At 52.8% G+C, this 13,007-nt stretch carries 7 protein-coding genes; 2 read left to right on the top strand and 5 right to left on the bottom strand.

The window, feature by feature from the left end; genetic code table 11:
- Positions 1-69 precede the first annotated feature (69 nt).
- Positions 70-1,719 carry a class I fumarate hydratase FumA gene (gene fumA, locus JWF83_RS22350; RefSeq protein ID WP_413652711.1) on the bottom strand — a complete coding sequence of 550 codons (1,650 nt, stop codon included), beginning with the start codon at positions 1,717-1,719 and terminating at the stop codon, positions 70-72.
- A 176-nt stretch (positions 1,720-1,895) separates the two neighbouring features.
- Positions 1,896-3,392 carry an anion permease gene (locus JWF83_RS22345; protein WP_413652758.1) on the bottom strand — a complete coding sequence of 499 codons (1,497 nt, stop codon included), beginning with the start codon at positions 3,390-3,392 and terminating at the stop codon, positions 1,896-1,898.
- Between the two features lie 561 nt (positions 3,393-3,953).
- Between JWF83_RS22345 and JWF83_RS22340 the strand changes: the two genes are divergently transcribed.
- Together JWF83_RS22340 and JWF83_RS22335 are read left to right on the top strand one after the other, a co-directional pair.
- Entirely contained in the window at positions 3,954-6,734 is a 2,781-nt protein-coding gene (locus JWF83_RS22340) for a flavocytochrome c (protein ID WP_413652710.1), read from the top strand.
- A gap of 69 nt (positions 6,735-6,803) precedes the next feature.
- Positions 6,804-7,748, top strand: coding sequence for an FAD:protein FMN transferase (locus tag JWF83_RS22335; RefSeq protein ID WP_413652709.1), 945 nt, complete (start codon positions 6,804-6,806; stop codon positions 7,746-7,748).
- Between the two features lie 14 nt (positions 7,749-7,762).
- Here JWF83_RS22335 and dcuR read toward each other — a convergent pair whose 3' ends face one another.
- The 3 genes from dcuR to JWF83_RS22320 form a co-directional block, all read right to left on the bottom strand.
- Positions 7,763-8,479, bottom strand: a complete 717-nt coding sequence (dcuR, locus tag JWF83_RS22330; RefSeq protein WP_413652708.1) for a two-component system response regulator DcuR — start codon at positions 8,477-8,479, stop codon at positions 7,763-7,765.
- Positions 8,476-10,107, bottom strand: coding sequence for a sensor histidine kinase (locus JWF83_RS22325; protein WP_413652707.1), 1,632 nt, complete (start codon positions 10,105-10,107; stop codon positions 8,476-8,478). Before JWF83_RS22325 ends, dcuR begins: the two co-directional genes overlap by 4 nt.
- A gap of 182 nt (positions 10,108-10,289) precedes the next feature.
- Entirely contained in the window at positions 10,290-12,719 is a 2,430-nt protein-coding gene (locus JWF83_RS22320; RefSeq protein ID WP_413652706.1) for a glucose/quinate/shikimate family membrane-bound PQQ-dependent dehydrogenase, read from the bottom strand.
- Positions 12,720-13,007: the final 288 nt, after the last annotated feature.

Here is a 13,007-nt window from a genome sequence, read left to right as displayed (position 1 = left end):
CGGCAGCGTGAATCACATCCCTGTGGTTCACGCTACGCAGTCAGCTAAGACTGCAGAATATTACGCTGCTTATTTCGCGCAGCCAGCACACTGATTACGGCAGGTGATCTGCTGAAAGAAGTCATTACCTTTATCATCCACCAGGATAAAGGCCGGGAAGTTTTCCACCGTGATCTTCCAGATCGCTTCCATCCCCAGTTCAGGATAGGCGATACACTCCAGACTCTTGATACTCTGCTGCGCCAGTACTGCCGCCGGGCCACCGATACTGCCGAGATAAAAGCCGCCATGCTTATGGCAGGCATCGGTCACTTGCTGGCTACGGTTGCCTTTGGCCAGCATGATCATGCTGGCGCCGTGTGACTGCAGCAGATCAACATAGGAGTCCATGCGTCCTGCGGTCGTCGGGCCAAGCGAACCGGAAGCATAACCTTCAGGCGTTTTGGCTGGTCCGGCATAATAGATTGGATGATCTTTAACATATTGCGGCAGCTCTTCGCCGCGATCCAGACACTCTTTCAGCTTAGCGTGGGCGATATCGCGCGCCACCACAATGGTGCCGCTGAGAGAGAGGCGGGTAGAGACCGGCCAGGCAGAGAGTTGTTGCAGGATCTCGGCCATTGGACGATTAAGATCGATATTTACCGCTTCGCCTTCACCGGCTTCGCGTAACGCTTGTGGAATATACTGGCCTGGATTATGTTCCATTTTTTCCAGCCAGATACCATCGCGGTTAATTTTGGCTTTAATATTACGGTCGGCGGAACAGGAAACCCCCATACCGACCGGGCAGGATGCCCCGTGGCGTGGCAGACGGATGACGCGCACGTCGTGAACAAAGTATTTACCGCCAAACTGCGCGCCCAGCCCCAGATTCTGCGCCGCTTCCAGCAGTTCCTGCTCCAGTGCGGTATCGCGGAATGCCTGGCCATGTTCATTGCCCTCATGAGGCAACTCATCATAATAGTGAGTCGACGCCAGTTTTACCGTCTTGAGGGTGGCATCTGCGGATGTGCCGCCGACAACAAAGGCCACATGGTAAGGCGGGCAGGCCGCGGTGCCGAGGCTACGCATCTTATCCACCAGGTAATCTTTCAGTTTACCCGGGCTGAGTAACGCTTTGGTTTCCTGATACAGATAGGTTTTATTCGCTGAACCGCCGCCTTTGGCCATACATAAAAACTTGTACTCATCGCCATCGACGCTGTAGAGGTCAATTTGCGCCGGCAGGTTGGTACCGGTGTTCACTTCGGTATACATATCCAGCGCGGCATTCTGCGAATAGCGCAGGTTGTCTTCAATATAGGTGTTATACACCCCGCGCGACAGGGCGGCTTCATCGCCACCACCGGTCCAGACGCGCTGGCCTTTTTTACCCATAATAATCGCGGTGCCGGTATCCTGACAGGTCGGCAGAATGCCTCTGGCGGCAATTTCTGAATTGCGCAGGAATTGCAGAGCGACATATTTGTCGTTTTCGCTGGCTTCCGGGTCATGCAGAATGGCGGCAACTTGTTTCTGATGGGCGGGGCGTAGCATAAACGAGGCATCGTGGAAGGCGTGTTGCGCCAGCAGGGTAAGGGCCTGAGGATCGACTTTCAGTATCTGCTGGCCTTCAAATTCTACTACTGAGACATAATCTTTGCTGATCAGCGAATACTCGGTATCGTCCGCAGCAAGCGGGAAAGGCGCCTGATAATGGAAAGCTTTATTCGACATTTTTCTCTCACTTAATAATCAATAATTTAAATTTTCCAGCAATCTGTGGGCATTCGCCTGAATCCGATGGTTATTATCATTTTCAGTAGTGCGATGCAAAATCAGGCGAATGGCGACTTTCCGGTTCTTATACAGCCGTTGCTGAAGGGGCGGACACCGTGCCCGCCCCATCGCTATCAGAACATCATTGTCATCCACGGATAGCCGATGAAAATCAGTGCAGCCAGGAAGATGGCGCCAAAAATAGTCCCCAGACGCCAGTAATCCTTGGTCGGCAGATAGCCGCTGCCGTAATAAATCGGGCTTGGGCCGGTGCCATAAGGAGTGATAATACCCATTACGCCGAGAGAGGTCACCAGCAGCAGACAGAACACCATCATATTCATGCCCGGAATGGTGGCCGCAATGGTCAGCACCGCAGGCAGCAACGCAGTGGTATGTGCGGTGGTGCTGGCGAACAGATAGTGCAACAGGTAAAAGGCCAGTAACAGGACGATGGTTGCGGTGCCCGGCGCGATGCCGCTCATTAACACCCCGCCTTCTTTACCCAGCCAGCTGATAAAACCGGTAGAGGAGAGACCATCGGCCAGCGCTACCAGGGTGGCGAACCAGACAAAGGTATTCCATGCCGGTTTATTACCGGTGATGTCATTCCACTCCAGCACGCCGGTCCACAGCATCAGGGTAACCACCAGCAATGCAGCCAGTGCCGGTTCAATCCAGCTGGAGGCGAAGATCCACATAACCAGCGCAAAGCAGACAAACACCAGCAGCAGAATTTCATTGCGTGACAGTTTGCCGAGTTTTTCCAGCTCCTGCTGCGCCCAGCGTGGCACTTCATCATTCACTTTAACTTCAGGCGGATACAGCCAGTAGGCCAGCAACGGCATGGTCAGCAGCAGCAGCGCGCCCAGCGGCAGGAAGGCGATAAACCAGCTGCCCCAGCTAATATCGATGCCAACGGTGCTTTTTACCAGCGCCAGCGCCAGCAGATTCGGCGCCAGTGCCGACAGGAACATTGAGCTGTTGATACAGGTTGCGGTAATTGCCACCCACATCAGATAAGAGCCGATCTTACGCGCGCTCGGGTCGTTAGGCTTGGAGCCATACAGCGGCGGCAGGTTGGCGATAATCGGATAAATGGTACCGCCACTGCGCGCGGTGTTGGATGGCGTAAAGGGCGCCAGCAACAGATCGGCGAAGGTGATGGCGTAGCCCAGCGTCAGACTGCGGCGACCGAGATATTTCACCAGAATCAGCGCCAGACGGCGACCGAAACGCGTTTTATCGTAGCCGGCAGCAAACATAAAGGCGCCAAAGATCAGCCATACCGTCGAGTTGCCAAATCCGCTCACCGCCCATTTAAACGACTGGCCGGCGAGTTTGAATTTAGGATCGGCCAGCTGTGCCGGGCTAAACAACAGCCACTGTGAACACAAGGCGATAACCACCACGCCGGTCAGACCAATCACCGCACCGGGTAACGGTTCGAAGATCAGGCCAACAATCACACCGACGAAGATGGCGAAGAAATGCCATGCGTAGGGCTCCAGTCCGTCAGGTACCGGCACCAGTAATAATAAAATGGCAATCACTGCCGGTGATAGCATAGAGAGTAGTTTTTTCATTTTCCCACTGGCAGGAGCACCTGCCGGCTCTTTCGGGGTGGACATAGTAACGTTTGTCATAGTTCAATCGTCTTTAAGAGTTGATAATTCTTTTTTGTGCAAGAGAATAGTCTGCTTTTTTTAGTTATTTAACTTTTTAAAGTTAAATAATGGCAGTGGCTACACTCGTCCCCTTACAATTATTCTTGTCAGCTAAAGTGATACGTTATTACGGCTGTTTATATATTTATATAATGCGACTTTTATATAAAATACCGTTGATCCTGATCAACAAACTACATTGATAAAGCTTTTTTTGAAAAGCGAAGCGGTTAGCCTGAGGTCGTACCTGCTGCTTGCCGGCTTGATAAACCACTACCCGCATGACTAATTTAACTTAGAATTTATCTCTGATAATTTTACTCTTTGATTTTATATGTAAATTTGCAATAAGTAGATAAAGACAAGTTTATTGTAATTAGTTAATTAACTAATGTTATTCATGCAGATCTAAAAAAACAATTATATTTATCTTATGACTTCGGTAAAGAATGAAAATTAATAAAATAATAAACCGATAACAAATTTAAAGTATATGCAACATTATAAATTATGGAGACGCTTATTATGAGCATCAACGATCGGATATTAACGCCGTTTACTTTACCAAATGGGGTCGAGCTGAAAAATCGCCTGCTGATGGCCCCGATGACTACCTGTACCGGTATCAATAACGGTATGGTGAGCCCTGAGCTGGTGGAGTACTACCGGGTACGTGCTGGCAGCATTGGCGCGGTCATTGTCGAATGCTGTTTTATCGATGATAAAGGTCTGGCTTTCCCTGGGGCAATTGGTATTGACCATGACGACAAAGTTGCCGGTCTGGCGCAAATCGCCGCGGCGATTAAAGGTCAGGGATCTAAGGCTATTCTGCAGATTTACCATGGCGGCAGGATGGTGGAGCCGGAGCTGATTGGGGGGAACTCTCCGGTTGGGCCGAGTGCCATCGCCGCGCCGCGCGAAGGGGCTGCTAAGCCGCTGGCGCTGACTGGCGAACAGGTGGATTACACTATTTACCAGTTTGGCGAAGGGGTTCGTCGCGCCATTGAAGCCGGTTTTGACGGTGTGGAAATCCACGGCGCCAATACTTACCTGATTCAGCAGTTCTACTCACCACACTCCAACCAGCGTACCGACCACTGGGGCGGCAGTCGCGATAACCGCACCCGCTTCCCGCTGGCGGTGCTGGATATCACCCACAGCATGGCCCGCCAGTACGCCGATCCTTCCTTTATTATCGGCTATCGTTTCTCGCCGGAAGAGCTGGAAGAGCCGGGTATCCGTTTTGCCGATACCATGTACCTGCTGGAAAAATTGGCGCAGCGCGGCCTGGATTACCTGCACTTCTCAATGGGATATTTCCTGCGTCCATCGATTGTCGATACTCAGGACCCGGCGCCGCTGATCGAAAAATATATTGCCATGCGCTCTGCTGAACTGGCCCGCGTGCCGGTGATGGGTGTCGGCGGCGTGGTTAATAAAACCGATACCGATATGGCGCTGGAACATGGCTATGATCTGGTGGCCGTCGGTAAAGCATGTATTGCCTATCCGGACTGGACCGATCGTATTGCCAGCCAGCAAACACTTGAGTTGTTCATTGACAGCACTAAGCGTGAAGAGCTGACTATCCCGGAACCACTGTGGCGCTTCTCGCTGGTCGACGCGATGATCCGCGATATGAGCCTGTCGTCGAAGAAATTCAAAGCCGGCGTGTTTCAGGAGAAAGTGCAGACCGATGATGACAGCCAGCCGGTGATCAACGTCAGCCTTGAGACCGATCGTATTACCGACGTGACGCTGCAGCCGGATGCCAGTCTGGATGTCGCCTTTGTTACCAGCTTCGAAACTATCCGTAGCCGTATTCTTGATGCTAACAGTCCGCATGTGGATGCGGTCAGCGGCGCCACGACCCAGAGCGAATCGGTGAAGAAAGCGGTGGCAAAAGCGCTGGCGAAATCCTGTAAAGCGCAGATTCTGGAAGAGGGCGGTAACCCGGCCGCGTCACAAAACTACGATGTGGTGGTGATCGGTAGCGGTGGAGCCGGTCTGGCGGCTGCGATTCAGGCCAGCGATGATGGCGCGCGGGTGCTGGTTATCGAGAAAATGTCAGGCATTGGTGGTAACACCATTAAAGCCTCTGCCGGAATGAACGCGGCGGAAACCCGTTTCCAGAAGCTGAAAGGCATTGTCGACAGCAAAGAGTGGTTCTATCAGGAAACCCTGAAAGGCGGTAACTACAAAAATAATACCGTCTTGCTGAATCGATTCGTGGAGCAGGCGCCACTGGCGGTAGAGTGGCTGGCGGATCGCGGTATTGAGCTGAACGATATCACCATTACCGGTGGTATGAGTGTTGACCGTACTCACCGTCCGGCTGATGGCTCGGCGGTGGGTGGCTACCTGATCAGCGGACTGGTGAAAAACCTCAATAAACGCAATATTGATGTGATGCTGGATACGTCCGTTACCGAGATCCTTTATCAGCAGGGCGTGGTTACCGGTGTCCGCGTGCTTAATGAGGACCAGGAACAGCTGACGATTGTCAGTAAAAGCGTGGTGGTCGCCAGTGGTGGCTTCAGTGCCAACAGCGAGATGGTGGTAAAATACCGTCCGGAGCTGGCCGGTTTTGTCACCACCAACCATAAAGGCGCCACCGGTAGCGGTATCGCCCTGCTGGAACAGATTGGCGCCGGAACGGTGGATATGGGCGAGATCCAGATCCATCCAACGGTAGAACAGACCACATCCTATCTGATTTCCGAATCGATTCGTGGTGGCGGTGCTATTCTGGTGAACCAGAACGGTCAGCGTTTCTTTAATGAGATGGAAACCCGTGACAAAGTCTCGGCGGCGATTATTAACCTGCCAGAAAAATACGCTTATATTGTCTTTGATGAGCAGGTCCGACTGAAAAACAAGGCAGCGGATGAATATCTGGCGCGTGGCTTTGTGATCAGCGCCGATACGCCACAGGCACTGGCTGCTGAGCTGAATATCGATCCGCAGACATTGCAGGCGACACTGGCGCGTTACAGTGGCTTTGTTGAGGCACAGTGCGATAGCGACTTTGGTCGTAGCAGCGCCCTGCGTCATCCTGTCAATCAGGGGCCATTCTACGCGATTCGTATTGCCCCGGGTGTGCATCACACCATGGGCGGCGTGGTGATTAATGCCGATAGCGCGGTGTTGGATAGCCAGAACCAGGTGATTAACGGCGCATTTGCCGCCGGTGAAGTTGTCGGTGGCCTGCATGGCAACAACCGTATCGGCGGGAATGCGGTTGCCGATATTATTATCTTTGGTATTCAGGCGGGTAATCAGGCAGCATCGTACGCACTGCGGTAAGCGCAGAACCAGCCTGCGACAGCATCATGCTGTCGCAGGGCTGATAACCTTCTTTTTAAGGTGGCCGCCATGCAGACCGAGGATCGGATTTACGCCTACTCCGCCGTATTAATGGGATCACCCATTCTCCTTAAGCTCTTTAGCGACAATCAATCTCTGGCTGCGCAGGTGTTTGGCCTGATTAAGCAACTGGAAGATCTGTTAACCGTCAATCGTCCACACTCCGAAGTCATGTCGATCAATCACGCGGCAGGCAGCCATCCGGTTAGCGTCAGCGAACCGGTATTTAACCTGATCAAACGCGCCAGAGCCGTCAGTCTGTTACCGGGTAGTTGTTTTAATTTCACCATCGGCCCGCTGGTTAAACGCTGGAAAATCGGTTTTCACGGCGATACGGTGCCGCCCGCCAGTGAATTGCAGGCGTTGCTGGCGCTGACCGATGCGCATCAGGTAATCCTCAATGAACAGGAGCGTTCGGTGTGGCTGGCAATGGCTGGAATGGAGATCGATCTCGGTGCGATTGCAAAAGGCTATATTGCCGATGTGATTAAAAACTTCCTTCAGCAGCAGCAGGTGACTCAGGCGCTGATCAATCTGGGCGGTAATGTTCATACCCTCGGCAGCGGTTGGTCAATCGGTTTAAAAAAGCCCTTTAGCGATCCCGATGCGTTAATTGGGGTTATTGAGGTGGCTAACAAGTCAGTGGTGACTTCCGGCATCTATGAACGCTATTTTGAGCGCGAGGGGCGGCGTTATCACCATATTCTCGATCCGCGCACCGGCTATCCGTTAGATAACGAACTGCTTAGCGTGACGATTATTTCTGATGACTCGCTTGATGGCGATATCTATACCACCTTGATTTATGGCATGGGAGTCGAAGGGGGGCTGGCTTATCTGGCCGGGCTGCCGCACATTGAAGCCATTCTGGTCACGCAAGCGAAGGAGGTGATCCTCTCTTCGCAGCGGCAGTTTAGTTTCAGATTACTGGATGATGAATATCATCTGCGCTAACCGATAGCGTTCAGCTAGCAGTACTGTTTCAATAAGGCATGATGATCGGCCTGCAGGTGGTACAGATAGACCGGGCGGCCGGTAACGCCATAATGGATATTGGTCAGCAGAATATTAATCTGCGCCAGATAGATCAGGTATTTCCGGCAGGAGACGCGCGAAATATTCACCGCGCTTGCCAGCTGATCGGTGGAGAATTCGCTATCGGGATGGTTATCGATCCACTGACAGATGGTGCGCAGGGTCTGCACCGTTAATCCTTTTGGCAGGCGTTTATTGTCGGCGACAATCGGATTACTGCCGTGTATCAACTGGTCGACGTCAGACTGCTCATAATATTGCTGGCTATCCATCAGTCGCTTTTTCTTACGCCAGCCGGTGAGCGCTTCTTCAAAGCGTGGGAACTGAAACGGCTTGATTAAATAGTCCACCACGCCATATTGCAGTGATTTTTTGATGGTGACGGCATCCGCCGCCGAAGAGATCACAATCACATCCACCGGTCGCCCGGCATGACGCAGCTCCGGCAATAAATCCAGACCATTATCTCCCTGCATATAGACATCCAGCAGGATCAAATCTATCGGCGCGGGGGGATTTAACACCATGCTTTTTGCCTGCTGTAGCGTCGAGGCGGTACCACAGCAGGTAAAGCCGGGGATCTGGCCGATATAGCAGCGGTTTAATTCCGCTACCATCGCATCATCATCTACTACTAACACGTTGATCATGGGCTCATCCTCTCCCCATCCCAGGGAAGTTGAACTAAAAATTGGGTATATACGCCAGGTTCGGACTCTACCATAATCGTGCCTCCCAGGCTTTCAACTTGCTGTTTGGCGAGAAATAAGCCTACGCCACGATCCTCCCCTTTCGACGAGAAACCTTTCGCAAAAATCGCCTGAATATGCTCGGGCAGAATGCCGGGGCCGTCATCACTGACTTCACAGGTCAGCCAGTTCTGCTGGTAATGCAGTAATACTGTCACTTCGCCATCCGGCTGCTGGTGCATGGCATCCAGCGCGTTCTCAATCAGATTACCCAACACGGTAATCAGCGCGGCGGTCTGTTGTTCATTATCGTTATCCGGCACCTGACTTTCATCGCTCAGGGTTAAGATATGACCGGTATCACCCGCGCGGTTAATTTTGCCGAGCAAAAATCCGGCTATCACCGGCGACTTGATTTTTAGCAACAGGGAGCCGATTTCCGTCTGATAGTTATTGGCGGTTTTCAGAATATAATCTTCCAGCTGGGTATAACTCTTCATATGCAGCAAACCGAGAATAACGTGCAGCTTATTCATAAACTCGTGAGAACGCTCACGCAGGGCATCGGCATAATTCACCATCCCGCTCAGGCGCTGCATCAGCTGATGGATCTCGGTCTTATCACGGAAAGTACAAATTGCCCCGATAATGGCGTTGTTGCTGCGCACCGGCACGGTATTACTCAGGATACGCCGACCCTTAAAATTAATCTCTTCATCACGCCGGGCAATACCGGTGCGTAATACCTCACGCAGATTAATCATCACCGGCCATGTCTGCCCGACATTATCTGCCGCCAGCGGCTCATGGTTTTCGCTTTCACGAAACATACTGCGGGCAGTCTGATTGATCAGCGTAACATGCTCATGATCATCGACCGCGATTACCCCTTCTTTAATCGATTGCAGCATGGCCTGCCGTTGCTCAAACAGACGGGATATTTCATACGGTTCAAAGCCGAACATGATCCGTTTTAACATTTTCACCAGGCACCAGATACCCAGCGATCCGAACAGCGCGCCGAAGAATACCGTCCAGAGGATACTCCAGCGACTGTCATTGACCCGTACCGCCACACTGCTGAGGGAAATACCGATGGCCACTACGCCAATCTGCCGGTGCTGGGTATCGTATACCGGGGTAAACACCCGCAGCGCCTCCACCAGTACTCCATGGTTAACCGAGGTGTTCTCATTACCGAGTAGCGTCGGGTTGATATCTTCGCCGATAAAACGATGACCAATCACATCCGGATTGGGGTGCGATAAACGGATGCCATCCATATTGGTGACCACCACAAACAGCAGATCATTGCGTTTTTGCACTGCCTGCGCCAGCGCCTGAATCTGACCGCCATTGGCCGGATTCAGCAGTGCCTGCTGCACCTGCGGCGAGTCGGCCAGCGTTCTGGCGACGGCGAAAGCTTTATCTTTCTGTCCCTGATAAGTGACCTCACTGATCTGGAAGAAATAGAGCAAATGGACCACCAGCAACAGCGAGGCAAGCACGGAGCTCACCATCAGTGTGACGGAGGTACTGAGTTTAATCGGCTGCTTGCGCACCGGATGGGATTGCTGTGTATCGCTCATTGGGTCCCCGGCGAGAAAAATCCAGAGTCTCTATTATCACTGATGCGGGGGATTTGGAGAAGCAAACGGGCAGGTAAATAAGTCGCTGCTTTATGAGGACAATCAAAGAGAGGTGCGTTTGTGTCCGTAGCGTAGCGAAAGAAACAGGCCAGCCTGAGCTGGCCTGTGGCGCTGGTGCGGATTTATGGCAGCGCGTAAGCAATAACGTAGTCACCGCGATCCGGAGACTGGCGTCCGCCGCCCGCTGAAATCAGGATGTACTGCTTACCGTCTTTCGGCGAAACATAACTCATCGGCCCACCCTGACTGCCGACCGGCAGACGGGCTTTCCACACTTCCTTGCCGGTGGAGGCATCGAAAGCGCGCAGATAGTAGTCCTGGGTGCCGGCGATAAAGACTAAGCCGCCCTGGGTTGCCAGAGTACCGCCGAGGGTTGGCATACCGATTGGCAATGGCGCGTGCATTTTGATACCAAAAGGACCGGTATCCTGTACCGTACCCACCGGCACCTGCCAGACAATTTTCTGGGTTTTCATATCAATGGCAGAAAGCGTACCAAATGGCGGTTTCTGACAGGGAATGCCCACCGCGGACAGGAAGCGGTTTTTATTGACTTCATACGGCGTGCCTTTCAGCGGCACTGCACCCATCCCGGTATTAACCGATTCGCCACCATTGCTGGCTTTGGCGTCTTTGGTTTTCGCCGGGATCATCTGTACCCACAGACCCAAACGCATATCATTGACGAAAATATAATGATTATTTGGATCGGTCGACATGCTGCCCCAGTTCATACCACCCAGTGAACCCGGGAAGCTAAGGGACTTATCCGTATCCGGTACCGTAAACAGACCATCGGTACGCATGGATTTGAAGTCGATACGGCACGCCAGCTGGTCAAATGGCGTGGCGCCCCACATATCGGACTCTTTCAGCGCCTGATTGCCGATTTGCGGCATGCCGGTGGAGAATGGCTGCGTTTTCGAGTACTGCTCATTCGGGATATGGCCAGTTTTGACTGGCAGCTCTTCGACTTTGGTCAGCGGCTTGCCGGTCAGACGATCGAGCACAAAGATCATGCCGGTTTTACCGCCGATAACCACCGCGGGTTTGCTGGTGCCATCGGGTTGCGGGAAGTCGATCAGGCTCGGCTGCATCGGTAAGTCGAAGTCCCACAGATCGTTATGTACCGTCTGATAAACCCACTTCTCTTTGCCGGTAGTCGCATCAAGAGCCAGCACTGACGCGCCATACTTATGATCCAGCGGCGTACGATTGGCGCCCCACAGGTCAACAGAGGAACTTCCCATTGGAATGAACACGGTGTTCATCTTCGGGTCATAGGACATTGGCGCCCAGGAGTTTGGCGTACTGCGGGCATACGTCTGGCCCGGGTTCAGTACCGCATTCGGGTCAACATTACCCGGGTCAAACGCCCAGCGAACCTGGCCGGTAATCACATCAAAGCCACGCAGTACGCCGCCTGGCATATCGGTCTGCACGTTATCCGCGACACGGCCGCCTACCACTACCGTGGTACCCGCTAAGGTTGGCGCACTGGTCAGCTGATATTTCGGATCCTGCGCGTCGCCAAGGCCAGCTTTCAGATCAACGATGCCTTTATTGCCGAAGTTTTCACAAAACTCACCGTTATCCGCATTGATGGCAATCAGACGGGCATCGATGGTGTTCATCAGAATACGGCGCTGGCAGCTATCACCAGCCGGCAGGATCGCCGGGGTGACCGGCGTGGAATCCGGTACATCTGGCTGAGTCAGTGGTTTGGTGGCATCGAAATAAGCCAGTCCACGGCAGCGGTTCCAGACTTCTGCCTGGGCGTTGATTTCACGTTTCCAGATTTGCTTGCCGCTGTCGGCTGCCACGGCAATCACATTGTTATGTGGCGTACAGAGGTAGAGGGTATTGCCAACCTGCAGGGGCGTCTGCTGATCTTCCGCTCCGTTACCCGTTGGGCTAATCGGCGTATCGCCGGTATGGAAGGTCCAGGCAACTTGTAAATTTTTCACATTGTCGCGCGTAATTTGGTCCAGCGCCACAAAACGGCTGCCGCCCGGGGTGTTGCCGTAGTTATCCCAGTCTTTCTGGACTTTGCTTTTATCCACCGGCACCAGCGGCAGCGGTTCGCCGTTAAAGGCTACCGTGGGGTGCGGCTGGAACATCTGGAAAAAGGTGGCAATCATACCCACGGCTAACAGCGCCGCGAGGGTATAAGAGGCTTTTGCCAGTGGCTGCTTACCTTCACGCTTACGCAGCGCAGGCCAGCTGATGAAGGCCAGTAGCATCAGCCCTGCCGGCACCATCAGGCGTGACACCAGCGGCCAGAAATCCCAACCGGCATCAACCAGCGACCAGATTAAGGTGCCGACGAACGCCAGCAGCAACAGCAGTACAGCGGATGATTTACGGCGGAAAAACTGAATTGCCGAGAGGACGATCACCGCACCGGCAATTAAGAAATACCCACTGCCGCCGAGCGAAATAAGCTTGCCGCCGCCGATAACGAAGAACAGCCCGACGGCAAGGAGTATCAGCCCGAACAGCACTGACCAGATGCTCAGCCCTTTACCGGGACGAGCGGAATTTTCTGCCATAACACAAACTCCCCTAAAAAAATAAATCGTTCCCGGCCACAAATTCATCTCTTTTAGCCACAGAAAAACCGCCATGGCTGTAGCTGGAAACTGTTTTGTAATGGCTTTATTGGGCGCGAATGAGACAGAACAAAGCCGGTTCTGTGGTTCATGTGGTCAACACAGTATTGTCAGAAAATTCCTGGTTCGCCACACCGCGGCAGAATTGTACCATTTGATACATAAGATGTGAACGTTGATAACGGCTGACTTACCCGGCTATAGCATTTTTGCTACAATTCAAACAGT

The sequence above is a fragment of the Pantoea sp. B65 genome, from assembly GCF_047308185.1.
GTDB lineage: Bacteria > Pseudomonadota > Gammaproteobacteria > Enterobacterales > Enterobacteriaceae > Erwinia.
Note: the sequence above shows the minus strand (reverse complement) of the source record. Positions and strands in the feature narration are given on the sequence as shown.

Coding starts and splice junctions, on each gene's coding strand:
- dcuR (WP_413652708.1), bottom strand. CDS start 8,479: ATGATCAACGTGTTAGTAGTAGATGATGATGCGATGGTAGCGGAATTA.
- JWF83_RS22340 (WP_413652710.1), top strand. CDS start 3,954: ATGAGCATCAACGATCGGATATTAACGCCGTTTACTTTACCAAATGGG.
- JWF83_RS22320 (WP_413652706.1), bottom strand. CDS start 12,719: ATGGCAGAAAATTCCGCTCGTCCCGGTAAAGGGCTGAGCATCTGGTCA.
- JWF83_RS22325 (WP_413652707.1), bottom strand. CDS start 10,107: ATGAGCGATACACAGCAATCCCATCCGGTGCGCAAGCAGCCGATTAAA.
- JWF83_RS22345 (WP_413652758.1), bottom strand. CDS start 3,392: ATGTCCACCCCGAAAGAGCCGGCAGGTGCTCCTGCCAGTGGGAAAATG.
- JWF83_RS22335 (WP_413652709.1), top strand. CDS start 6,804: ATGCAGACCGAGGATCGGATTTACGCCTACTCCGCCGTATTAATGGGA.
- fumA (WP_413652711.1), bottom strand. CDS start 1,719: ATGTCGAATAAAGCTTTCCATTATCAGGCGCCTTTCCCGCTTGCTGCG.